Annotated in this window: 18 protein-coding genes and 1 tRNA gene; 13 read left to right on the forward strand and 6 right to left on the reverse strand. The window is 37.5% G+C overall.

Annotation, left to right across the window (positions count from 1 at the left end; all coding sequences use genetic code 11):
* The 3 genes from NL42_RS10955 to groL all read left to right on the forward strand — a co-directional run.
* Positions 1-3,175, forward strand: a 3,175-nt coding sequence (locus tag NL42_RS10955) for an Ig-like domain-containing protein (protein WP_461312766.1), incomplete at its 5' end; no start/stop codon positions are given.
* Positions 3,176-3,415: 240 nt separating this feature from the next.
* Positions 3,416-3,706 (forward strand): co-chaperone GroES, encoded by a 291-nt coding sequence (locus NL42_RS10960; protein WP_002120604.1) that lies wholly within the window; start codon positions 3,416-3,418, stop codon positions 3,704-3,706.
* Between the two features lie 58 nt (positions 3,707-3,764).
* Positions 3,765-5,399, forward strand: coding sequence for a chaperonin GroEL (gene groL, locus NL42_RS10965; protein ID WP_336167623.1), 1,635 nt, complete (start codon positions 3,765-3,767; stop codon positions 5,397-5,399).
* Between the two features lie 171 nt (positions 5,400-5,570).
* Here groL and NL42_RS10970 read toward each other — a convergent pair whose 3' ends face one another.
* The gene (locus tag NL42_RS10970) at positions 5,571-5,945 is read right to left on the reverse strand and encodes a diacylglycerol kinase (protein WP_016137277.1); all 375 of its coding nucleotides are present in this window, start codon (positions 5,943-5,945) and stop codon (positions 5,571-5,573) included.
* Positions 5,946-6,051: 106 nt separating this feature from the next.
* On the opposite strand from NL42_RS10970, the gene NL42_RS10975 reads away from it, so the two are divergent.
* Positions 6,052-7,014, forward strand: a complete 963-nt coding sequence (locus NL42_RS10975) for an MBL fold metallo-hydrolase (RefSeq protein ID WP_461312767.1) — start codon at positions 6,052-6,054, stop codon at positions 7,012-7,014.
* A gap of 45 nt (positions 7,015-7,059) precedes the next feature.
* Here NL42_RS10975 and NL42_RS10980 read toward each other — a convergent pair whose 3' ends face one another.
* Positions 7,060-8,202 carry a glycerophosphodiester phosphodiesterase gene (locus NL42_RS10980; protein WP_461312768.1) on the reverse strand — a complete coding sequence of 381 codons (1,143 nt, stop codon included), beginning with the start codon at positions 8,200-8,202 and terminating at the stop codon, positions 7,060-7,062.
* A 262-nt stretch (positions 8,203-8,464) separates the two neighbouring features.
* Here NL42_RS10980 and NL42_RS10985 point away from each other — a divergent pair, with 262 nt between their 5' ends.
* Both NL42_RS10985 and NL42_RS10990 read left to right on the forward strand, forming a co-directional pair.
* Complete coding sequence (locus NL42_RS10985) at positions 8,465-11,560, forward strand: multidrug efflux RND transporter permease subunit (RefSeq protein WP_461312769.1); 3,096 nt, start codon at positions 8,465-8,467, stop codon at positions 11,558-11,560.
* Between the two features lie 72 nt (positions 11,561-11,632).
* Entirely contained in the window at positions 11,633-12,208 is a 576-nt protein-coding gene (locus NL42_RS10990) for a DUF4112 domain-containing protein (protein ID WP_461312770.1), read from the forward strand.
* A gap of 49 nt (positions 12,209-12,257) precedes the next feature.
* On the opposite strand, the gene htpX is transcribed toward NL42_RS10990, so the two are convergent.
* Both htpX and NL42_RS11000 read right to left on the reverse strand, forming a co-directional pair.
* Positions 12,258-13,163 carry a protease HtpX gene (htpX, locus tag NL42_RS10995; RefSeq protein ID WP_005307880.1) on the reverse strand — a complete coding sequence of 302 codons (906 nt, stop codon included), beginning with the start codon at positions 13,161-13,163 and terminating at the stop codon, positions 12,258-12,260.
* Positions 13,164-13,409: 246 nt separating this feature from the next.
* Positions 13,410-14,279, reverse strand: a complete 870-nt coding sequence (locus tag NL42_RS11000) for a lytic transglycosylase domain-containing protein (protein ID WP_461312771.1) — start codon at positions 14,277-14,279, stop codon at positions 13,410-13,412.
* 504 nt (positions 14,280-14,783) lie between these two features.
* Between NL42_RS11000 and ttcA the strand changes: the two genes are divergently transcribed.
* A complete protein-coding gene (gene ttcA / locus NL42_RS11005; RefSeq protein ID WP_252612231.1) occupies positions 14,784-15,689 on the forward strand; it encodes a tRNA 2-thiocytidine(32) synthetase TtcA in 906 nt (301 codons plus the stop codon).
* Between the two features lie 204 nt (positions 15,690-15,893).
* Positions 15,894-16,277 (forward strand): SCP2 sterol-binding domain-containing protein, encoded by a 384-nt coding sequence (locus NL42_RS11010; RefSeq protein ID WP_002118641.1) that lies wholly within the window; start codon positions 15,894-15,896, stop codon positions 16,275-16,277.
* A gap of 91 nt (positions 16,278-16,368) precedes the next feature.
* Here NL42_RS11010 and NL42_RS11015 read toward each other — a convergent pair whose 3' ends face one another.
* On the reverse strand, positions 16,369-17,481 hold the full coding sequence (locus NL42_RS11015) for an MltF family protein (RefSeq protein ID WP_461312772.1): 1,113 nt from the start codon (positions 17,479-17,481) through the stop codon (positions 16,369-16,371).
* 372 nt (positions 17,482-17,853) lie between these two features.
* On the opposite strand from NL42_RS11015, the gene greB reads away from it, so the two are divergent.
* From greB to NL42_RS11035, 4 genes are all read left to right on the forward strand, one after another.
* Positions 17,854-18,348: a transcription elongation factor GreB gene (greB, locus tag NL42_RS11020; protein WP_004790517.1), complete on the forward strand. Its 495-nt coding sequence runs from the start codon at positions 17,854-17,856 to the stop codon at positions 18,346-18,348.
* An 89-nt stretch (positions 18,349-18,437) separates the two neighbouring features.
* Positions 18,438-18,527 (forward strand) — tRNA-Ser (locus tag NL42_RS11025).
* A gap of 339 nt (positions 18,528-18,866) precedes the next feature.
* Positions 18,867-22,865, forward strand: a complete 3,999-nt coding sequence (posA, locus tag NL42_RS11030; RefSeq protein ID WP_461312773.1) for a delta-poly-L-ornithine synthetase PosA — start codon at positions 18,867-18,869, stop codon at positions 22,863-22,865.
* A 466-nt stretch (positions 22,866-23,331) separates the two neighbouring features.
* Entirely contained in the window at positions 23,332-24,210 is an 879-nt protein-coding gene (locus NL42_RS11035) for a MetQ/NlpA family ABC transporter substrate-binding protein (RefSeq protein WP_016137286.1), read from the forward strand.
* A gap of 167 nt (positions 24,211-24,377) precedes the next feature.
* Here NL42_RS11035 and NL42_RS11040 read toward each other — a convergent pair whose 3' ends face one another.
* Positions 24,378-24,788 carry a hypothetical protein gene (locus NL42_RS11040; protein ID WP_151743853.1) on the reverse strand — a complete coding sequence of 137 codons (411 nt, stop codon included), beginning with the start codon at positions 24,786-24,788 and terminating at the stop codon, positions 24,378-24,380.
* Positions 24,789-24,865: 77 nt separating this feature from the next.
* Between NL42_RS11040 and NL42_RS11045 the strand changes: the two genes are divergently transcribed.
* Positions 24,866-25,924, forward strand: a complete 1,059-nt coding sequence (locus NL42_RS11045) for a restriction endonuclease (RefSeq protein ID WP_228267546.1) — start codon at positions 24,866-24,868, stop codon at positions 25,922-25,924.
* Positions 25,925-26,167: the final 243 nt, after the last annotated feature.

Consider the following 26,167-nt stretch of genomic DNA (forward strand, 5'->3'; position numbering starts at 1 on the left):
TGAAAATGGTCAAAACTTTACAGCGCAAGCGGAAGCAGATAGTCGCATCGAAGTTAAAAATGCTGTTGGTGAGGTTGTAGGATCTGGTTCAACCGATAGCATGGGTAATGTTTCTGGTTACTTGTATCAGGTCTATTTACATGGCGAAGAGCTCACTTTTGTTGTCGTTGACCGAGCGGGGAACCGTAGTACAGAGGTCAAGCAGAATGCTTTGATTGATGATATCGCACCAAATCCGATTGAGAATATTGTGCTCGACTCACACGGTCAAAACTTTACGGCGCAAGCAGAAGTAAATACTCGGATTGAAGTTAAAAATGCTGCGGGTGAGGTGATAGGTTCTGGTTATGTAGATGGAGCTGGTAATGTGTCAGGTTATTTTAATCAAGTCTATTTACATGGAGAGGAATTAACTTTCATCGTTGTAGATATAGCAGGTAACCGAAGTATTGAGGTTAAACAAAATGCTTTAATTGATGATGTCGCACCGCCAGCTGCTGCAAATATTACATTAGCCTCAGACGGATTGCTTTTTGGTGAGGCTGAACCAAATACAACTGTTGAAATTATTGATCAATATGGTGCAGTTATCACAACAATGTATGTTGGATATGATGGAAAATTTTATCAATGGATCAATCTGAGTCAATATCAGACACAAAATTTGAGTATTGTTGTCAAAGATATTGCTGGCAACCGAAGTGAAGTTGCTCATCAGTTAGTACCTGTATTTACGAACTCACCAATTGCTGCAACAGAGCTAAAATTGGATGTTGATGGCCATATTCTTACAGGTAAGGCGACAGTAGGAATGACGATTGTTGTTACATCCGAGGATGGTCAAAGCATTAATTGGGGGTGGAACAGTGTCGTGAACGAAGATGGTAGTTTTGCTATTGAGTTAAATGACTATTATCTAAAGGGACAGATATTACAAGTTCGAGTTTATGACCAAAATACCAATCAATATAGCCCAATCTCTGAAATTATTGCGCCTTTAGATAATATTGCTCCAGTGATTGACGATGTGGTGATTAACAATGATGGTCAGGGAATTTCAGGCCACACTGATTCAAAAGCAATCATTCAGGTAATGGATGCGGATGGGAATTTACGAGCAGAATCTCAATCGGATGAATTAGGATATTTCAATGCTAGTATTTATCCACCTATATTACGTGGAGATCAGTTATTTATCACGGTAATAGATTTAGCCAAAAATATAAGTACACCATTGAATATTACTTTTAATGCAGATACTAATGCACCTCCATTAGCAGAGCATGTTGTTGTTTCTGAAAATGGTTTGTTTATTGAGGGAACTGCTGTAGCAAGTAGTTATGTACATGTTTTTAACGTATATACTAATTATATTGGTGGTGATTCTGTAGATGAAACAGGACACTTTAATATCCAGTTGTACTCACCTCAGGTGAGTGGACAGACCTTACGCATTGTTGTGGAACAAAATGGCTATCTAAGCACTTACACCGAAATTACCGCACCTATAGATATCGTCGCACCAAATGCAGCAACTCAGCTTGTCTTAGAAGATGGAAATGTACTTTCAGGACAAGCGGAAGCATATTCAACTGTTAATATTTTTGATGATAATAATTTAGTTGGTCAAACTACTGTCAAAAATGATGGAAGTTTCACAACATACTTATGGTCACAATATTGGCATGGTGAAACATTGACGGTAAAAGTAGTTGATGCCAATCAAAATGAGAGTGAGAGTACAACGGTTGTTGCTATAAATGATACAACAGCACCGAATGTAGCCACACAGCTTGCTATGAAGGGATGGGACGAGCTCACGGGGCATGCAGAAAGTAAGGCTACTCTTGAAGTTACATATCATTTTGCTGATCAAGAACCTTTTGTAACAAATACTATGGTCATGGCAGATGGAACTTTCTCTACTTATATGTATGAGAATGCGACATCATTTGATATTACTGTTATTGATCGTGCAGGAAATCGTAGTGAAACTATCAGCAAAGCGATTAGCGACTTACATACGATCACGGTTGATCAGTTTATAGGTGATGCTACAGATAATATTTATATAGTTGATCATATAAGTGATTTTGTTCAAGAATATATTGTTGAGCCGTATGAAATATATAAAGATGTTTGGATTGATAATAGTTATACCCATGCAGAATGGGTCACTGAAGGTCATTATGAACAGATATGGCTTGTTGATGGATATTATGAACAACAATTAATAACAGATGGATTTTATGAAACGCAATGGATCACAAGTGGTTATTCAACTATACAAAAAATATATATAAATCAGGGTAATATAACTTATATAGATAATGGAACATCAGAGAGCGACTATAGTCGATATGTAGAACAACATTATGATGCTGTAAATAAGCAATGGCAAGAAGGCTATGAACTGACTTATATCCGCTCAGAGGAAGGTTGGGTTGATACTAGTCATTTTGAAGATGTTTATATTGAATTCAGCCATTATCAAGATGTTTATATTGATACAAGTCGTTATGAAGATATTTGGGTAGATACTAGCCATTATCAAGATGTTTTCGTAGAAAGCGGTTACTGGGAAAGTCAACTTGTTGAATCTGGCTATCGAGATGTTGATTTTGGTGGACACGATAAAATAATTAGCTCTGTGAGTTATAGTCTGGTTGGATACTTTGACTGGTGGACAAATATAGAAAGCGGTCGTTATGTAGAAGACTTGGAGTTGGTTGGTTCTGCTCATCTGAATGCAACAGGTAATGCTTTAGATAATCTTTTAACAGGTAACTCTGGTAATAACGTTTTGAATGGGCGTGAAGGTAACGATACCTATATGACTAATGACGGTGCTGATACCATTTTGTTCCAATTGCTAAATAGCCAAGATGCGACTGGCGGGAATGGACACGACACGGTGTTAGATTTTACTTTAGGTGATGTAAGAACTGACCTCCAAGCTGACAAAATTAATTTAAGTGAACTATTAATTGACTATTCTAGAGATCCGAGCACATTAGCTAAATTTATTACTGTAGAACAAGATGCTGGAAATACGACTATTAGTCTTGACCGAGATGGTGAGGGTACAATATTTAGTAGTATTTCATTGATTACTTTAAATCATGTAAATACAACCTTGGATGAACTGTTGAATAATCAGCAAATCATTGTTTAATATTGTTATTTTTTTTAATAAAAGAGGCTATGAAAATAGCCTCTTTTATTTTGTGCTTTAATTTTAATAAAAACTCTTCACAACTTGTTAAAAAATGACCAAAAAAGATAAGTTTTTTTTCATTTTCCCCTTGAAGCCTTTTTTTTCATCCCCACAAAAGTGACATCTAAATATTTTGTTATTGCTCTGGATTAAGGCAATAGCAATTAATCAAAAAGACTAAGTCTGGTGGAGTTAATTATGAGCAACATTCGTCCATTACATGATCGCGTTGTAATTCGTCGCGTAGAAGAAGAAACCAAAACTGCTGGTGGTATTTTACTTCCAGGTTCTGCTGCTGAAAAACCATCTCAAGGTGAAGTAATTGCAGTAGGTAATGGTCAAATCACTGAGAATGGCGTACGTGCTTTGGATGTTAAAGTTGGTGACAAAGTATTGTTTGGTACTTATGCAGGTACAACAGTGAAAGTAAGTGGTGAAGAACTCTTAATCATGAAAGAGTCAGATATTTTAGCTGTGTTGGAAGGCTAATCAATCCATAACTCAATCCATTATCAGATTCAGTATTTAAAAAGATTCGGAGTTTAATATGTCAGCTAAAGACGTAAAATTTGGTGATTCAGCTCGCTCAAAAATGATTGCAGGCGTAAACGTACTTGCAGATGCTGTTAAAGTGACTTTAGGCCCTAAAGGTCGTAACGTTGTTATCGACCGTTCTTTCGGCGCTCCGCACATCACTAAAGATGGTGTAACTGTTGCTAAAGAAATTTCATTAAAAGACAAGTTTGAAAACATGGGTGCTCAACTTGTTCGTGAAGTTTCAAGCAAAACTAACGACATCGCTGGTGACGGTACAACAACTGCAACTGTACTTGCTCAAGCAATTTTAAATGAAGGGATCAAATCTGTAACTGCAGGTATGAACCCAATGGATTTAAAACGTGGTATCGATATCGCAGTAAGAACTGTAGTTGAAAATATCCGTTCAAATGCAAAACCAGCTGATGATTTTAAAGCGATCGAACAAGTTGGTTCTATCTCTGCTAACTCTGATACTACTGTTGGTAAACTTATCGCTCAAGCGATGGAAAAAGTAGGTAAAGAAGGCGTAATCACTGTAGAAGAAGGTTCTGGCTTCGAAGACGCATTAGACGTTGTAGAAGGTATGCAATTTGACCGTGGTTATATCTCTCCGTACTTTGCAAACAAGCAAGATACTTTAACGGCTGAGCTTGAAAACCCGTTCATCCTTCTTGTTGATAAAAAAATCGGTAACATTCGTGAATTGATTTCTGTTTTAGAAGCAGTTGCGAAAACTGGTAAACCACTTCTTATTATTGCTGAAGATGTTGAAGGCGAAGCGCTTGCTACGCTTGTTGTAAACAACATGCGCGGTATTATCAAAGTATGTGCTGTTAAAGCTCCTGGTTTCGGTGACCGTCGTAAAGCAATGCTTCAAGATATCGCGATCTTGACTGGCGCGACTGTTATTTCTGAAGAAGTTGGTATGTCTTTAGAGCAAGCGACTCTTCAAGATTTAGGTACTGCACACAAGATCACTGTTTCTAAAGAAAACACTGTGATTGTTGATGGTTCTGGTGATGCAGCTGCTATTGCTGAACGTGTTCAACAAATCCGTGCTCAAATTGAAGAATCTTCTTCAGAATATGACCGTGAAAAATTACAAGAACGTGTTGCTAAATTAGCAGGCGGTGTTGCTGTAATTAAAATCGGTGCGGCAACTGAAGTTGAAATGAAAGAGAAGAAAGACCGTGTAGACGACGCACTTCATGCAACTCGCGCAGCAGTTGAAGAAGGTGTGGTTGCTGGTGGTGGTGTTGCGCTAGTACGTGCTGTAAATGTATTAGACAACTTAAAAGGCGCTAACGAAGATCAAACTGCGGGTATCAATATTTTACGCCGCGCGATCGAAGCTCCACTTCGTCAAATCGTTTCAAATGCTGGTGATGAGCCATCTGTAGTGATTAATGCAGTTAAAGCTGGTGAAGGTAACTTCGGTTATAACGCTGCAACTGGCGAATATGGCGATATGTTAGAAATGGGTATTCTTGACCCTGCTAAAGTAACTCGTTCTGCACTTGAACACGCTGCTTCTGTAGCTGGTTTAATGTTAACTACAGAATGTATGATTACTGACATTCCAGAAGATAAAGCAGCTGTTCCAGATATGGGCGGTATGGGTGGTATGGGCGGCATGATGTAATAACTCATCAACCCCTTAACCAAAAAAATCCCTGTTTATACAGGGATTTTTTATTTTTACGTGATTTTAAGAAATAGTTAAGTTCAATCACTTATATTAAAAAACAGGAACAGCAGCTAGAAGTTCCTCTTTGTTACAACCATGCTTATTTACTTATAAGCATGGTTTTTTTTATCCTAATAAAATGAACAACCATGTAATGGCAATGATAGAAAGTGCGACAAATTGAGCAGCGCTTCCCATATCTTTTGCATTTTTAGAAAGCTGATGTTTTTCAAGAGAAACTCGATCAACGACTGCTTCAATAGCTGAATTGAACAGTTCAACGATCATTGCAAATAAACATACAATAATGAGTAATACATGTTCACTGCGGGTTACATCAAGAAAAAAACTGACTGGAATTAAAATAAGATTAATTAAAACAATTTGTCGGAAAGCGGCTTCATTTTTATAAGCTGCTTTAAATCCGGAAATAGAGTAGCCCGTTGCATTTAATATACGCTTAAGGCCTGTTTTGCCCTTATAAGGAGAATAGCTATTCATTTACTTATATTTCTGACACATTTCATGCATTATACAATTTGGGTCTTAAAAAATTATTAAATCTTTTTTAAAGATTTTGACTTTATAACTGAATAGAGAAGAAGAGATGAAAAAATTATGTGTAGCTTTGGGTCTTGCATTTTGTAGCATGCATGCTGCGTATGCTGAGCAAGCGCCCACTCAACAAGTACCTGGATATTATAAGCATCAATTCGGAAAATACCGTGTGACTTCTTTACTTGATGGTACGATTTATCTAAATCCTGACTTGTTTAAAAATTTAAATCAGACTCAGAAAACTAAAATATTAACTAAATATGCTGCTGTGAATGAGAAGGGAATTCAAACTTCGGTCAATGCATTTTTAGTTGATGATGGCAAAAGTTTGACGCTTGTTGACAGTGGTGCAGCAAGTTGCTTTGGTCCACAACTTGGTTCGATTGCAAAAAATATTGAATTGGCAGGGTATCAACTGGCAAATGTAAAAACAGTGTTGCTCACACATTTACATCCAGACCATGTGTGCGGAATTGCTCAAAATGGGAAAGCTGTATTTCCAAATGCAACCGTTTATGCACATGAACGCGAGGCTGATTATTGGTTAAATCCAGCTTCTGAAAAAACAGTGCCAGTGAATCAAAAAGCAAATTATTTAGGTACTGTTAAAAATGTAAAAGCTGCACTTGCTCCATATCAAGCAACAAAAGCATTCAAGACATTTAAAGATGGTGATGTCATTCAAGGCTTTGAAGTGATCGATACGCGTGGTCATACACCTGGTCATCATAGCTTTCGCTTAAAGAGTAATGATCAACAAATCATTTTTGTGGGAGATATCGTTCACTCACATTCTTTGCAGTTTGATGCTCCAAAAACAGGTGTGGATTTTGATGTGAATTCTGAGCAGGCGATTAATACCCGTTTAAAAATGTTCGCTGAAATTTCAAATAAACAGCAGTGGGTCGCAGCACCACATTTACCATTCCCAGGTATTGGTCATGTTTATAAAGTAAATGCTGAGCAATATCAGTGGATTCCTCTCTATTTTGATAATGTCGTAGAGAAATAAAAAAACAGGGCATTTATTGCCCTGTTTTTTTATTAAAAACTTTAATTATTTTGCGGCTTTTTCATAATTAATAACAGCTTCACGGCCAAGTGCTGGGTCATCTGTAAAGACCCCATCAACACCCGCTTTGAAATAGGCTTCAAACTCTTTTAAAGCACCAGTTGGGCAGCGCTCAGCTGGTTTATCTTGACTGCATTTTAAAGGCTTTGGTAAGAAATTATTTTCTGGACGGAAAGTATAAGGATGTACTTTTAAGCCAGCTTTATGCGCATCAGAAATAAACGAAGTCGTTTGAACTGAGCCATTGTCATTAAAGTTCAGAATATAGCCTTTACTTGGACCTACACCATTTGCATATTTAGCTACGTCTTTTAAGCTTTGTGCTGTGGCTAAATCAGCATAAGTTTTAGTTTCACCAGATTCAACGAAGTCGGCTGGTTGAGAGGTTTTAGCGTCATAAAGTTGAATAATTTGTGCATGTTTAATGGTTTTATGAAGGTCGAGCTGATCTTTTAAATATTTTAAATTACTCACTTCAAAAGACTGTAAATAGACAGGTGCAATATCACGTGTATATTTATATTTGGCTAATGTTTTAAGAAGGGTATCTTCCATTGCCAGATTATGATTTTTAAAGTAAGTTGGATGTTTGGTTTCAATATATAAACCAATAATTTTTCCTGTTTTTTTATAATTTGCTTCAGCCAGCTCAATCACTTGTTCTAGAGTCGGGACAGGGTAAAGGTCATTATAGGCTGTGTTTGCAGGTCGGAATTCTGGAATACGTTCACGCGCTTTAAGTTGCTGTAATTCACTTAAAGTGAAGTCCTCTGTAAACCACCCCGTTAAGTCTTTGCCGTCAATATTTTTTGTTTTTTTACGGTCTGCAAACTGAGTTAAAGTACTTACGTTGGTTGTTCCACCAATCTCATTTTCATGGCGAGTAACTAACACACCGTCTTGTGTAGACACTAAATCTGGTTCAATAAAATCTGCACCATCATCAATGGCTTTTTGATATGAAGCTAGAGTGTGTTCAGGACGTAAAGCGCTAGCGCCACGGTGCCCAATCACTAAAATTTTAGGTAGTTGATACTCTGGTGTGGTTGGCGTGTTTTCAGTTTTATCATCGTCATTACAGCCAACCAAGCTAATTAAACTTAAGCATAAAATTGCTCTTTTAAACATAATTCTACTCATATTGTTTTAGTTGAAACGGCTCTAGTCTGCTGATTGAGTTTGACGTGATCATGAAGAATTCATGAATTTTCAGTGACACTTGTTAAAACCTTCTTTATGGGTTTGTAGGAAATAGCCATTCCTGCTTTGTTTTTGTCCTAATTGCATTTATTGTGTTAATTCTACTTGTCTTTTATATATTGCTCGTTGATGATCAAGATGCCGAATTCGGTATTGCCACCCGTTATTGACGACTTAATTCTGAGCAGCCATGCTATCTAAATTTTTTATTCAGCGCCCTATTTTTGCCAGTGTACTTGCAATTATTGTTATGGCATTTGGTATTTTCTCGGTTCTGAATTTGCCAGTAGAACGCTACCCCGATATTGCACCTCCAAAAATTACAGTATCGGCAAGTTATAGTGGGGCAGATGCACAGACGGTTGAGCAAAGTGTTACTCAGATTTTAGAACAGCAAATACAAGGTATTGATCACTTACTTTATTTCAGCTCTACCAGTGATTCGTCGGGACGTAGCCGAATTACGATTAGTTTTGATAATGGAACAAATCCAGATACGGCACAGGTGCAAGTACAAAATAGCATTAGTGGCGTCATAAGACGTTTACCAGATGAAGTACAACGCCAAGGGGTGACGGTAAGTAAGTCTTTGGGCGATACTTTCATGGTGGTGGGTTTATATGACTCGACTGGTAAAGCGGGGAACATTGAGCTATCAGACTATTTAACAACACATGTGGTAGATGACTTAAACCGTATTGAAGGGGTTGGTGAGTCCGATGTGTTTGGTTCGCAATATGCAATGAGAATCTGGCTAAACCCCGATAAATTAAAACAATATAATTTAATGCCAAGTGATGTTGCCAGTGCAATCACCGCTCAAAATACCCAAGTGGCTGCGGGTGCAATTGGTGATTTACCTGTTATTGATGGGCAATATTTAAATACTAAAGTTACAGCCGGTTCTCGATTAAAAACAGTCGAAGATTTTAAAAATATTGTAGTGAAATCAACTCAAACAGCGAGTTATGTTTATTTAAAAGATATTGCCAGAGTTGAGTTGGGTGCAGAAAATTATCAGTCTTTTAATACCATCAATGGTTATCCTGCCGCAGGTTTAGGTATTTCGCTATCTTCAGGTGCGAATGCCATTCAAACCTCTAAGCTTATTCATCAGACTCTAGATCAGATTACAAGCAAGTTACCAGCCGGATATAAAATTGTTTATCCACGAGATAACACGCCGTTTGTTCAAGAGTCGATTAAGGAAGTTGTAAAGACGCTTATTGAAGCGATTATTCTCGTTATTTTGGTGATGTTCCTATTTTTACAAAGCTGGCGCGCTACACTCATTCCGAGTATTACCGTGCCAGTTGTTATTTTAGGAACTTTTGCTGTTTTATATGTGCTCGGTTTTAGTATTAACACTTTAACCTTATTTGCATTGGTGCTTGCCATAGGCTTGTTAGTAGATGATGCAATTGTAGTCGTGGAAAACGTTGAACGGCTCATGCATGAACAGCATTTAACACCCAAAGAAGCAGCGATTGAGTCAATGGGCGAAATTAGTGGTGCTTTAATTGGGATTACATTGGTATTAACTGCTGTTTTTATTCCAATGTCTTTTTTAGGTGGCTCAATTGGGGTGATTTACCGCCAGTTTTCCATTACCTTAGTTGCCGCTATGGCGTTATCGCTCGTTGTTGCATTAGTCCTAACACCTGCATTGTGTGCCCTAATTTTAAAGCCTAATCCTCAGCCTATGCGTTGGGCGGTTTGGTTTAATCAAAAGATTGATCAACTTAAAAATCAATATATTAAGATCGTTCAAACAAGTATTCGTCACAGTAAGTCGGTTGTTGTGATTTTTGTGGCTTTGATTGCTGTTTTTGCACTGTTCTATAGTGGTTTAAAAAGTGGATTTATTCCTAAAGAAGATCAAGGGATTTTAAGCGTTCAAATTAAGCTTGTTGATAGTGCTCCAATTTCTCAAAGTCAGAAAATTGGTGAACAAGTTCGTCAATATTTTTTATCTCAAGAAGATAAAAATGTCGACTTAGTCTTGATCCGCTATGGTCGAAACAATTCGGGTACAGGGCAGAACTTGGCGCAAGGGTTTATTGCTTTAAAACCGTGGGATGTACGTACTGGAAAAGAAAACTCAGCGGATGCTATACAAAAGCGTGCAATGAAATATTTTAGTCAATTAAATAATGCTCAAATTAATGTGACTTTGCCACCTTCGGTAAATGGTTTAGGTCAAACCGATGGTATGGATTTATGGATTCAAGATTTAAATGGGCAAGGACAAGATTTTCTAGATAGCACCTTCCGTCAATTGCAAACTCAAAGTAAAAATTATTCAACTTTTGAAAACTTTGATAAGCAATCAACCAATAGTAAAGCAAATCTCAATATCAAGATTGATCAGAAACAAGCGTTAGCAAATGGTTTAGAACTACCCGCAATTAACAACACTTTGTCGAGTGCGTGGGGTGGAACATATGTAAATGACTTTATTGACCGTGGTCGTATTAAGCGTGTCATGATTCAAGGAGATGCTCAGTTCAGATCGAAACCTGAAGATTTATATAACTGGTCTGTGCGTAACAACCAAAATGAAATGGTGCCTTTTAGCTCATTTGCTAACTTTAGCTGGGGCGGTGCCCCTGAAATCGTAAAACGCTATATGGGTTATAGTGCCTTGCAGTTACAGGCAGATGTTGCGAGTGGTAGCAGTTCAGGTCAGGCAATGAAAGATGTTGAACAACTTGTAAATCAGCAAAAAGATGTTGGTTTAGCTTGGACAGGTTTATCTTTTGAAGAACAGAAGTCGACAAATCAGGCTGTCTGGTTATATTTAATTTCGGCAGGCTTTATTTTCTTATGTTTAGCCGCTCTATATGAAAGCTTGAGCATTCCAGCCGCTGTGATGACCTCTATTCCGCTAGGTGTCGGAGGAAGTGTCATTTTCTCTTATATTTTTGGACTACCCAATGATGTGTATTTCCAGATTGCACTGTTAACCACGATTGGCTTGTCATGTAAAAACGCAATTTTAATTGTTGAGTTTGCTGCCTTGGCTCAAGAAAAGGGTAAGAATGCCATTCAGGCGGCTTTAGAAGGCGCTAGCTTGCGTCTAAGACCGATTTTAATGACATCTTTAGCATTTGGTGCAGGTGTGATTCCTCTCGTGTTTGCTCAAGGTGCTGGGGCTGTGAGCCGACAAGAAATCGGTATTAGTATTTTAGGTGGCGTTATGTTTGGTACGGTGCTGGTTTTATTCTTTATTCCAGTTATGTATGTGTTATTGCGTTCACTATTTAGATCGAAAGCGTCTAGTTAAAAGTAAACAATTTAAAAAGAGGCATTAAATCAAGTATATTAAGTTTAACTTCTCTTCATATATTTGATTTCGATGCCTCAAGAAAAAAAATTAACAGAGCAACAGGTCATCGCATTAGAACGAGACCTTGCCAAGTTTGCCACCATGATGGATAGCGCAGTACGCATTCCTTTTACGAAGCAGGGCATTGGTGCCGATGCTGCACTGAGCACGATTCCTATTGCTGGTGATGTCGCTGGTTTTGTACTGACGTGTTATGCGATTTATAAAGCTAAACAGATTGGTGTACCACGACACAAATTAACTCCAGTTATCAAACTGGCAGTTGTCGATGCTGTAGTAGGTTTTGTTCCAGTTGCTGGGACTATTTTCGATATATTTATACGTCCTAGTAGAAAAGCATTAGATGTGGTTCATACGCACATACGTGAAGAATATGCGATTCAAAGCGATATTCATGTTGTTCATCCATATTTGCATGAAAAGCTCGAAAAGAAGCAGCAGCACTCAGCCTTCTGGCGTAATCCTGTGGTGAGTTGGTTATGGTTGCATATACCCGATTTATTAGGTGCGTTTGTACTGCTTTTAATTGGCTTCGCTGTTTGGTGGGGCGCAAGTTATTTGTGGGGTCTCTATCAGACCATGTAATAAAAATAAAGCCTCCAGTTGGAGGCTTTATTTTTTCACGTTAAACGTTTTATGGGCAATCTAATTGATGTAAAGCTGCCACACGTTGTTCAATTGTTGGGTGGGTTTGGAACAAAGCAGCTAAGCTAAAGCCTTGTTCTTTACCTTCCGCAATTGCGAAAGCTTTCATTTCTTTTGGCATTTGATCTGGCAATTCTGTCTCAGCTTGTAGACGTAATAATGCAGAAATCATTGCTTGTTTACCTGCTAAACGTGCACCTGCTTCATCAGCACGGTATTCACGATAACGAGAGAACCACATCACAATCGCAGAAGCGAGAATACCAAAGACGATATCTAATACCATGGTAATAAGGAAATAACCCATACCTGGGGCTTGATCATCTTGACGACCAAAAACATTACGGTCGATAAAATCACCGACTACGCGAGCAAAGAACATAACAAAGGCGTTCACGACACCTTGGATGAGTGCTAGGGTAACCATGTCACCGTTCGCAACGTGACCAATCTCGTGCGCAAGCACAGCACGTAGCTCATCTTTGTTCATACGTTCAAGTAGACCAGATGAAACGGCAACTAAGGCATCATTCTTATTCCAGCCTGTTGCAAAGGCATTGGATTGATATGATGGAAAAATACCAACCTCTGGCATGTTAATACCAGAACGTTGAGAAAGTTCAGCGACTGTTTGCAATAACCAGCTTTCAGCTTGGTTACGAGGAGCATTCGGGTCGATCAGTTCTGTACCGGTCGTTTTCTTAGCCATCCATTTTGACATGAATAACGAGATTAAAGATCCCACCATACCAAACACAAAACAGATCACTAAAAGGTTGCCTAGATTCAAGCCACCCGCGCCATGGTAACTACCGACACCGAAGAGTGACAAAATAATGCCAGCTACAACCAGTACCGCGAGGTTGGTAAGCAAAAACAAACCAATCCGCATCATTGAGAAAACCCTCTTATAAATAAAATGTTATCTGATTTACAAATTCTAAATCATGCAGCTAATATGCGGGGCTTAGGGGAAAAATTCAAGAAAAAAATAAGGAATTGATACATTCTTTCATGTTGCAGAATGTACCTAAATTTAAAGAATTATTGGCTAAAATCGTCTAAATGGTAAGGATCAGGTAATAGATCATTACAATTTAAAGCACAGAAACTTGACGGAATAAACCGTTAGTAAACGTTCTTATTCTATTCGAATATGTGCAGTTGCTGTGGCATTGTTTGTGACATAAGTACCTGTAGGCGCATCAGTAAATGTGCCATTTGATAAAGTCACAATTTGACGAGAAGAAGAATATTTAGGAGCTGGTGCTGCTATTTGAGCTGTTGTGTTTTCCACTAAATTAGAAGATTGAGAATTGACTTGTGCTGGAGTATTAGAGGAATTAGAAAATGATGAAAAACCTGAACCAGATGAATATAAGTTTTGATATCGGCTCGTTACACGGCGCACGTAGTCTTGTGTTTCACGAAAAGGTGGGATACCGCCGTATTTATCAACGTTTCCTTCGCCCGCATTATAAGCAGCAAGCGCCATTTGAGTATTGCCACGAAAACGCTTGAGCAACCAGCTTAAATATTTTGCACCTGCAAAGATATTTTGCTGAGCATCAAAGGCATTGGTCACGTTAAATCGACGTGCAGTCGCCGGCATAAGTTGCATAAGACCTTGTGCTCCCACAGGAGAGCGGGCATTTGCATTAAATCCTGACTCGGTATGCATGACGGCCTTAATTAAGCCTTCAGATACACCATGCTGTAGAGCAGCTTGTTTAATAATATGGTCAAAAGCATTTTTATTTTTATTGTAGCTTGGCAGAACAGAAGCTTCTGATGCTCCCCAGTTCGTATAACTATGAATATTACTGTCAGGGTAATAAGTCACTTTTACTTTTTTAAGTGACTGATCATAACTTTTTCGGTTAGTCAGCAATGTACTACCATTTTTATCTTGGTAGACATACATTTGACCTGCTGAGCTCGACGTTATGCCGACCGAAAAAGTAGTCATCCCCAGTAAACAAGAAAAAAGAAATTGAACCGATTTTTTCATTTTATGTTATTCACAATTTTAAGATATTCAAAACTTGTCGAAGAGTTTATCAAAAAATATTACAGAAAGAACTTTTGTGTAATTTTTTTTATTTCGACTCTTTCAAAAAATCAAGCTGTTTTGTTCGAATGCTCATCAAAAAAAATTAAAAATTATTTTTAAAATGATTCTATTGACTTGAATAACATGTTGATATTCAAGGGTAAAAAACATTGGTTAAAAAATGATCAATTTAAATAAAACCCTTAACAGAAGGTCTAAACAGTTTGTCAAGTACGAAGAAATCCACAATTTTATCCACAGGTTTTGTGGAAAACTGTGGAAAAGTCCAAAAAGTAAGCACTTTGCACAAAATTTGAACGCTTCAGTCAAAATAGAGCACGACTTTTGCATCATGCAAGAGCAATGTGACGGCTTCAAGAATTGAAACTATTCTTTTGATGCGATTCTCTTCCGAATCATATAAAATTGCGCGGTATTTTTATTTATGGGTATATCTCGTCTATGTACGCGCCAGTTGAGTCTAATCAGGGATTTAATTTTAAGCCTGAACTTCCAACAAGCTCGGCCTATTACCGTTTGCTCAAGAAGCTTCGCCGTCAAGTTGGGCATGCTATTCGTGACTTCAAGATGATTGAAGAGGGCGATAAGGTCATGGTGTGTGTGTCTGGTGGTAAAGACAGTTATACCTTGCTCGATATCATGTTGCAGTTTAAACGTATTGCACCAATCAATTTTGATGTTGTCGCGGTTAACCTTGATCAAAAGCAACCCGGCTTTCCTGAAGATGTCTTACCTCGTTATATGGAAGAAAATAACATTCCATATTACATTTTAGAAAAAGACACCTACACCATTACCAAACGTTTAACGCCAGAAGGTAAAACCTACTGTGCAGTATGTTCACGTTTACGCCGTGGTTCTTTATATGGCTTTGCACAAGAAATTGGAGCGACTAAAGTTGCTTTAGGACATCACCGCGATGACATCCTTGCAACGTTCTTCTTAAATCTGTTTCATGGTGGTAGCTTAAAGGCGATGCCTCCAAAGCTTTTATCATCAGATAAGAAGAATATTCTGATTCGTCCATTGGCATATGTTGAAGAAAAAGACATCATCAAATATGCCGAGTTACGTCAGTTCCCAATCATTCCATGTAACCTTTGTGGTTCGCAGGAAAATTTACAGCGTGCCATGCTTAATGAAATGCTACGTGATTGGGATAAACAATATCCGAAACGCTTACACAGTATTTTCGGTGCGTTACAAAACGTATCGCCGTCTCAGTTAGCGGACCGTGAATTGTTCGATTTCGAAGCTCTAGATTCTCAGCGCGAGCTAGATTTTAAAGATCCGGAAGAGCTTAAAAACCGTTTAGACGTCGTGAACTTAAGTTTTGCTGCTGAGTAAAACTACTTGATAAGTCAATTAAAGGCACTTTATAAACAAGTGCCTTTAATGTATCAAAATACTAAAAAATGAATGTTCCGTACAAAAAGTCATAGCCCTAAATTTAAATTACATGCTATAACAACGCTCAAGCAGAATTGCTTCACATGATGTTGTCTGGATAGACAACTAGAGAAATTGAACAAATAAATTTGAGGAAGAATCATGCCTGCATTTTTAACTGAAGATTGGTTTGCTACTGTCGAAAAATTAACTGCTGAAGCAGGGGATCTTAATTTGCCACCTGCTCTTGCGAATTTGGCAATTAATTTAGTAGTTACAGATGCTTCTGGAAATACCGAATTAGCTTTAGATGGGGGTAAAATCCAAAAAGGTTTGTCTTCAAATGCCAAAACAACTTTAAATATGGATGCTGAAACTTTACGTAAAGTATTCTTAGAGTTTGATATGGCTGCTGCTATGCAGGCATTCATGACTGGTAAAATTAAAGTTCAAGGCGATATGTCTCAATTAATGGCTTTACAAACAGCTAAGCCAAGCCAAGAACAAAAAGATTTATTTAAGAAAGTATTAGAGCATACAGCTTAAATTTAAAAGAATTCATATAAAAAGCTTACCCCAAGAGGTAAGCTTTTTATTCATACAAACAAAGAATTTATCAACTTTTAAACAATAAAAATTAGATATTGATTCGTGTTTGCGCTGTTTTGATATGTTCAAGATAAGCACGAATACGAGTGACATATTGAACCGCTTGCTTATATCGACCATTACGCGTTTTATTACTTTGCAAATAATCGTAGAGATTAACCCATTGGTTCGGATCTTTCCCTTGTGCTTGCAAGCGCTTCTGAATCTGGTTTACCGCACCTGGTCCCATATTATAGGCCACCAGCGCATACCAGTTTCGATCAGGGAAAGGAATATCATCATATTCACTTAGCATCTGGTCGTAATACTTCGCGCCACCTTGAATGCTTTGAGCTGGATCACTACGATTGCTCACACCCATTGCTCGAGCAGTGCTATTGGTCAGCATCATTAAGCCACGAACACCTGTGGGAGAAACAGATTCTGGCTTTAAATATGATTCTTGATAACCAATTGCGGCAAGTAAATGCCAGTCGAGATCATATTTAGCTGCACTTTGTTTAAAGCTCGCTTTATAAATCGGTAAACGCGTCGTTAAGTCACGTTGAATGGTTGACCAAGACTCTGGTTTCACCACATTGCGGTTATAGAAAGAAGCGAGTTGCTGAGTCACACCATTTTGCTTACTTTGGCATACATAGCCACTAGCGGTCTGGGTGAGCGGGTCATCAGCTTGTTTAAACACCCAGCTTAACTCAGGATTTAAACCATTTTTTTGCAAATCGACTGTGTCACCACAACTTGCAGAAAAAGACATCAAACCTTTGTTCTCGATAGTACTTAAACCAGCGGTCGTCATTGCAAAGTTTGCTTTACCTTGCTGAACCCATCTAAGTGCAGTGGCATTGTCTGCCACGATTTTAAAGTCCAGCTTTACATCAAGGGTTTGTGCATAGTTACGGGCTAAGTCGTAACCAAAACCATGTAAAAACTGATCTTCTTTGAAAACGGTTGTCGGGCTTTCTACCGCAACAACAGTTAAAGTGTTTGTATTTACTACAGTATTGTACTGTAGGGTTTTTCCTGCATTAATACTATGAAATGGAAAAAGCATAGTACTGAGTGCAAGTGCTTTTAACGGGAGAGAAGAAAATAAAGAGTTAAGGCAAAGCCTCGACCCTGAACTTGAATTACTGTGCATGTTGTCTCCGCTACAGATAATTTATGCCCAAAAAGTCAGACAATAAGCTGCCATAACTTCTAAAAGTTGATAAATTCAATAAGGGGTGGGCAGTCATGACGTCATTCAAAATGACATGAAATGAAAAAAACAAACTGTGTAGAAAATCTACATAGTTTTCTAGAAGGTTAAAAATTGCTCAACATTTAATCTGCGCGCATCATAGTATTGAAAAAAAGTATTGTCAAATTTCGTACAATTAAATATTCGATATATCATCATAAACACATGAATTTCTTAAGGAAGAAAATTTATACACTTCTGATATGAGAAAATAGGGTATAAAATGCTACATCTTGTAAGCGATATGTTGTTGAACAGTGGTTTTTAATCATGAAATCTAACTTAATTACTCGGTCAGGGCATGACAAATTAGTTGCTGAATTAAAACAACTTTGGCATGAAGAACGACCGGAAATCACAAAGAAAGTGAATTGGGCTGCCAGCTTAGGCGACCGCAGTGAAAATGCCGATTATCAATACAATAAGCAGCTCCTTAGAAAAATTGATCGACGCGTACGCTATTTAGGAAAACGTTTAGAAGAATTAAAAATCATTGATTACGCACCTGAGCAAGACGGAAAGGTTTACTTCGGCGCTTGGGTAGAGATTGAAAACGAAGAAGGCGAGCAAAAAACTTTACGTATTGTGGGAATCGATGAAATTTATGATCATCACCCGCAACATATCTCAATTGAATCGCCGATGGCTCGTGCACTGCTCGGCAAAGAAGTAGATGATGAGATTGAAGTACACACGCCATCTGGAAAAAAGCTTTGGTATATCAATACAATTCGTTATGAAAAGAATGAAAACCCAGAAAACTAAATCAATTTGTATTTATTTTGAGCGTTTGAATTAAAAGTTAAATAAAAGGTTTGCCAACTTGGGTTTTTATTTATATTATAGCGCTCGTTGGAAGCGTGGCAGAGCGGTTTAATGCACCGGTCTTGAAAACCGACGAGGGTGTGAGTCCTCCGTGAGTTCGAATCTCACCGCTTCCGCCAAATTCTTAAAAAGCCCTTGTTAATGACGAGGGCTTTTTTTTTATGCCTGTTATTTTATTGCTCTGTTTATATCAATTTTGAATAACGCTATTTAATTTTTATAAAAATATGTGCCTATATTTTTCCTTATTGTGATCTTAGTTTGATTTATAAGTAATAAAAATCGATTGTCCTTCTCATTTAATAACTCATTCTCTATTCTTAAAATAAAAACTTTAATCTTCATTTAAGTTCAACTATTTAATTTATTACATAGCAATTGATTTCTTTAATAGGTCAGAAAAACTCAAACATGACTTTATTTTAGCTAAATCAAAAAATTAAAGTGAGTTATAAAAAATGAACCAATTCGTAACAAGCTCGAAGAATATTATTCGTGGTAAATTTCACCCCGAATTTTTGCAAGATGAAGTACTCGCCGATATTTTTATTCAAACTGCTCAAAATCTCTCAGATAAAACAGCTTTAATTGAAGCAAATAAAACGTTGACGTATGGGGAGTTATATCAGCAAGCCTTAATTATGGCTCAACATTTGACGATAAGAGGGGTAAAACCAGGTCATATTGTTGGGTTATGGGTACCTCGTGGTATTGAGCTTTTAAAAGCCCAATTGGCGATTTGTTTGAGTGGCGCAGCTTGGCTTCCTTTTGATATGGATACGCCAGCCGACCGTATTGCGGTTTGTCTTGAAGATGCCGAAGCTGTCGGGATGATTACTACCGATGAATGGTATGAACACTTAGCTGAAGTGCCACAAACAAAATGGACAAATACTGAACTTCAAAAGCCACTCAGTGAAAATATTCCTTTAGCTAGAACGACCTCCGATCAACCTGCGTATATTATTTATACGTCAGGCTCAACGGGTAAGCCGAAAGGGATTGTGATTACCCAAAAAAATATTTGTCACTTTCTACGTAGTGAAAATAATATTTTAGATATTCAAGAGCAAGATAAAGTCTATCAAGGCTTTTCTGTCGCTTTTGATATGTCGTTTGAAGAAATCTGGCTGTCTTATTTGGTTGGTGCAACTTTGTGGATTGCACCTAAGTCGCTTGTCAGTGACCCTGAACGTTTGTGCCAAACATTAAAGCAGGAACAAATTACAGTATTACATGCTGTTCCAACATTACTGGCTTTATTCCCTGAAGATGTACCTAACTTAAGAATTATTAACTTAGGTGGGGAAATGTGTCCGGACTCACTGGTGGACCGTTGGGCATTACCTCACCATCAAATGTTTAACACTTATGGTCCAACTGAGACTACGGTTACTGCAAGCCTTGAGTCGTTAGAACGTGGTAAACCCGTCACAATTGGGAAACCATTACCAAACTACGGTATGTTGGTGATCAACGCAGAACGAGAATTATTGGCTCAAGGTGAAACAGGTGAGCTGTGTATTTTCGGTCCGAGTGTAGCACCGGGCTATTTAGGCAGACCTGATTTAACGGCTGATAAGTTTATTCAGAACCCGTGGGCAATGAGTGCGGATGAAGAGTTGCTTTACCGTACTGGGGATTTGGCAAAAATTGATGAATTTGGTCAAGTACATTGCTTAGGTCGTGCTGATGATCAGGTAAAAATTCGTGGTTTCCGTGTTGAACTCGGTGAAATTGAAGCGGCACTTTGTGATATTGAAGGGATTGGTACCGCAGCAGTCATTCTACGTCAAGAAGACGGAATTGATCAGCTTATTGCCTTTATTGCAGCTGAGCTTGATGCGAAACAGGCCATAGAAATTAAACAACTTCGTCATACTCTAGCTCAACGTTTACCACCTTATATGGTGCCGAATCGCTTTGAGATTATTGAAGAAGTACCGCGTTTATTATCTGGAAAAATTGACCGTAAGGCTTTAAAAGCAAGACCACTTACGAGTGTGATTGACCGCAGTGAATCTGACCAGCCACAAAATCCAGCCGAAGAAATTTTATTTGAAATTTTGAACCGTCTGTTTCCTAACATGCCGATTAAACTAGATTCGGATTTCTTTGATGATTTAGGTGGGCATTCGCTTTTAGCTGCTGTTTTAGTTTCAAATTTGCGTGAACATCCTCAATATAGCCATCTTACAATTCAAAGCTTATATCAAGCGAGAAGAGTGGGAGCAATTGCTGCTTTAATGTTGGAACAACCAGAACCAACATTATTTGATAGCCAAATTGGGCAAGACAACCCGCGTAATCAAACTTATAAATGGTTATGTGGTATTGCACAGCTTGCGACTATTCCAGTTTTAATTTCGATTAATATTTTGCAGTGGTTAGCACCATTCTTTACTTACCACTATTTTACTGGTGGAACTCGAGATAGCATTCCATATGCAATCGCGTTGTCTCTATTGGTTTATATCAGCGTTATTATTACCAGTTTCGTCGTTTCAATTGCCGTCAAACGATTATTAATGTTAGGCATTGGTGCTGGACGTTATCCACTTTGGGGAATGACGTATTTCCGTTGGTGGCTAGCAGACCGTATTAGCAATATTTCACCAGTTTATTTATTGTCAGGTTCAACTTTACTTAACCTCTATTTAAGAGCACTGGGCGCAAAAATTGGACATGATGTCACGATTAGTTCAGTTCATATTCGCATGCCATCTTTATTAACTGTTGAAGATGGTGTGAGTATTGGCTCTCAAGTAAATTTAGAAAATGCCAAAGTCGAACATGGTCATTTGGTGTTGGGTTCAATTCATCTTAAAGAAGATAGTTATGTGGGTTCATATGCTGTATTGGAAGAAAATACAGTGTTAGAAAAACAAGCTCATGTAAATGCCTTAACTTCAATTGAATATGACATGGTTGTACCGGCTGGAGAAATTTGGGATGGTACGCCAGCTAAGAAAATAGGGCATGTAGATGAACACGCTAAAATGCCAGAACGTCCTAAATTATCGTTCATTCGTAAAATTTCTGAATATGGATATTATGGTGTTAGTGCATTAATCATTGCTTGTATCTTCTTTATTCCAATTTTCCCAAGTTTCCTTTTGGTCGATTGGTTAGATGTAAACGTATTTAATATTAATCCGGATAACCACCTGCAAATCGCACTTTATTATTTTGCTTTAGCGATTCCAGCTAGTGCAATGATGATGATGATTACTGCTGTTATTTCTTCAGCAATACGCAAAATTGCATTGCCTCGTCTTGAGACTGGAACGTACGCTGTTCATGGCAGCACCTATTATCGTAAATGGTTTGCATCTCAAATTTTAGAAACAAGCTTACAAACATTGCATGGTCTGTTTGCTACGATTTATGCGCCAACATGGTTCCGTATGTTAGGGGCGAAAGTAGGTAAAAATACCGAAATTTCTACAGCAAATGGTGTTATTCCTGAAATGCTGACTTTGGGCGAAGAAAGCTTTATTGCCGATGCTGTAATGTTGGGTGATGAAGAGATCAAAGGCGGTTGGATGACATTAAAATCGACCAAAATCGGTAACCGTAGCTTTGTCGGAAACAGTGCTTATATTGCTGATGGAACTGTTTTACCAGATAACGTTTTAATTGGCGTGCAGTCAAAAACACCAGATAACCTTGAAATGTATGAGGGTCAAACCTGGTTTGGTTCGCCGCCATTATTATTGCCTGCACGTGAAGCAGCCGAAAAATATCCTGACCACTTAACGTTTAAACCAAGCTTCAAGCGCCGTTTCATGCGTGGTTTTATTGAAGGCCTTCGTGTTGTATTGCCAGCCGCACTCGCAATTGGCGTGGGTTATATGATTGTGCTTGAGATTATTGATGTTATTAACAAATACAACATTCCAACTGGTTTATTGGCTTTAACGCTTGCTGGTTTGCTCTATGGTGTCGGCTGTTTCATTATTGTTGCATTGATGAAATGGACTTTAATTGGACGTTATCAACCGCGTTCAGCGCCAATGTGGACGATGTTTGTGTGGTTAAGTGAAGGGATTACCAGCTTATATGAATCAGTTGCCATTCCAAACTTCTTAAACTACTTAAGAGGAACGCCAATGCTGCCATTCTTCTTGCGTATTTTGGGTGTTCAAATTGGTAAAGATGTTTACATGGATACGGCTGATATCACTGAGTTCGACTGTGTAAGCATTGGTGACCGTGCTGAGTTTAATAGCTTCTCAGGCCCACAAACCCACTTGTTTGAAGATCGTATTATGAAAATTGGACAAGTGAATATTGGAAATGATGTGGTTGTAAATTCACGTAGTATTATTTTATATAACGCCAACGTTAACCATCATGCAGTGTTAGGACCCTTAACATTAGTTATGAAAGGTGAAAATATTCCTGCTAAATCTGCGTGGATTGGTTCACCAGCCGTGCCTTGGGTTCATAAATAATTGAAACTGAGTTTAACTAATTAATTTAAAAGCCTTTGTGAAAACAGGGGCTTTTTTTATGCATACGGCATAAATTACAGTCATAGTTAGCTTAAATATTGCTAACAAATCCTGAAAATTTCATATAAATCAAACAAGTACATATTTTAATCAAAACTGTTTTATTTATATAATATGTTTTTTATTATCAGTACCTTACCAAGAGCACGTCTATATATCAAAATTGAACAAGTTATTTGTAGAATATTCACTTATTGATATATGATGGTCCAATATTTAGAAACTGATTCAAAACATAATTCTATTGTTCAGCGAGCAAGATCAAGGAAGACATTAGGCTGAATTCAGGCTTCTAAACCCTTATATATCTGGAAATTACTTCCAGCCAAATATTGCATTTCGACTCAATGGTTGGGAATGCCTCATTCTTTTGTAGAGTAGGCGTTTCCTATTTTAGGATGTATCTATGAAAAAATTATTTAGTGTCCTGTTCAGCGCATCTGTACTCACACTGACTGCATGTAATAAACAACCTGCACAAACTGAAAATACAGCACCAGCTAAAGACAAAACTGAGTCAGTACGCACAATTAAACTTGTTTCAACAGGTTCAGACACTGACGTATGGAAATACGTTGCAACGCTTCCTGAAACTAAAGAAGCGGGCATTAAACTTGAAGTGACTAACCTGACTGACTACGTTGTGTTGAACACATCTGTAGCAAGTGGCGAACAAGACGTAAATGCATTCCAGTCATTTAACTATTTAGCAGCTTACAACGCTTCAAATACAGCTAAAGTTGCTGCTGTTGCGACAACTTACTTGGAACCAATGGGCCTTTATGCAAATAAAGTTAAAACTGTTGATGAGTTCCCACAAGGCGCTACAATCGCGATTCCAAACGATACTGCTAACGAAGCTCGCGCATTAACATTATTACAGTCTGCTAAACTCATTAAACTTAAACCAGACTTTGACCCTGTAAAAGGGACAACGAATGACATCGCTGAAAACCCTAAAGGTTTAAAATTAAAACCAATTCAAATGACGACAGCAGTTCGTGTTAAAAACGACGTAGATGCAATTGTATTGGGTAATACATTGGCACTTGAAGGCGGTTTAAACGTACTGAAAGATTCTATCTTCCGTGAACCTGTTGACCAGTCTACAAAGCTTTATGTGAACTTATTAGGTGTGGCTGAAGCGAATAAAAATGACCCGATCTATACGAAGTTAGGTGAACTTTACCACTTACCTAAAGTACAAAAGTTTGTGAGCGAAAAATTTGCTGGCACAAAAGTTGAAGTCAACAAACCTGTTTCTGAGTTTACTGACATCAAATAAGTAATTTTTTAATTAAAATTATTTTCAAAAGCTAAGTCTCGGTAATCGGGGCTTAGCTTTTTTATTTAGAACGTTTTACTTGAAACAACTTAAAACTTTAGGCCATGATAATGAGAGGGCTTTGTGCTTCTGAAGTATATAACCTAATAATGAGTAAAAAAATTAATTTATAAATCAAGGCGAAATTCGATTTCAAAGTAAATACCATCCCAAATTATCAATTCACCAATCCAATCTGTTTTTGCATTAAATCTTTTAGGATATTGACTAGCATCATTACCATCTAAAATAAACCGAAAGTCATTGGTATTGTTAAGCATTGCTATTATAGGCCTTATAATTAAATTTTTTTCTAAAGCAATATCTAAGTTTCTTTTAAATTCATTGCGTCCGTTTCCTGCCCATCTATTAATACAATCACGATAAATCTGTTTTCTTTCTGTTGGATGCTTGGTAAGTAAGGGCTTATGTCCCCATAAGCTAACAATTAACTCATTATTGGAATTAATTGAAGATACTGACCAATTTGGATTCTTAAGATCGGCATTAAATTTTTTAAATTCAGTAACGATACCCACAAAATTGACCTTATTTAAATTTATCTTTATTTAAGATATTCTGATTAGTATAAATTTCAAGTGTTTAAGGATAATAAATGTTTCATATTCCAAACGTTTGGGGGATACACATGGGAGTTCATGTTGGAACTCAACCAATTGAACAAAATTACATCGGAATTGGATGGTCTGAGCTAGGTGATTTAAGTCAGATTAAAGCAGATAGAGAAGCTTTCAAAGTCGCATTACAAGTAGAACAGCCTGATGCTTCCATGCCATCCATTCGAACTCAAGTAGCCACAATATACAGATTTATGCATGTGGTAAAAGCTGGAGACTATGTGGTTTATCCGTGTAAATCAGATAGATTGGTATATATAGGAATCGTTACGGGGGAGTATGAGCGAGCAAGTTCAGATGATGAAGATGCTTATCTAAATAGAAGGCCAGTTAAATGGCTAACACCTAATGGAATCCCACGGAACAACTTTTCTCAAGTTGCACTATATGAAATTGGTGCTTACATTACATTATTTGAAATTAGGAAAACAGCAGGAGACTTTTTAAATGCTGTAGGAATTGAATACCAAGGATTATCAAGTAATAATCCTGTCATTGAATTAGAAGAACAGGAATTAGAACAAGAAGAAATACCAGATGATGAAACGGTTACGAAAGTAATCAATGAAACAGCAAAGTATTCAACTGAAGATTTTATTATTCGTAGATTACATCAAAATTTGAATGGTTATCAGTTCGAAGAGTTTGTGGCTCATTTGCTTGAATGCATGGGGTATGTAGCTAGAGTAACTCAGCGATCAGGTGATGGTGGGGTTGATATTATTGCTCACAAAGATACACTTGGATTTGAACCCCCTATCATTAAGGTTCAATGTAAAAAGACATTAACATCTAATGGACTACCTGAAATTAATCAACTTTTAGGTACTCTTGGAGATGGAGAATATGCTTTATTTGTTAATCTTGGAAGTTATAGTAATCAAGCAAAAAATAAGTCTACGAATAAGTCACAATTAAGACTCATTGACGGTAAAGAAATTGTAGAGTTAATTTATCGTTATTATGAAGCTTTTAAACCACAGTATAGAGCATTAATACCTTTAAAACAGGTTTTTGTTCCTGATGTTGGTGACTGATTAATTGTATCGGCTCTTTATTTTTTGAAGGCTCAACAATTTTTCTACCCATTACAAAATGAAATCAAAGAAAAAAGCAATTATTAACTTAGTTAGTAATTGCTTTAATAATTTCAACTTTAGCTAAATCTAATTTCGTTAATCGAATTTAATATATAATTCCCCCTTTATAAACCCCACTTTAACAATGACTTCCTCATTATTTATCCTTACTTTTTAATGATCTAATTTAAAACAAATGTC

The organism is Acinetobacter sp. GN11, assembly GCF_054823985.1.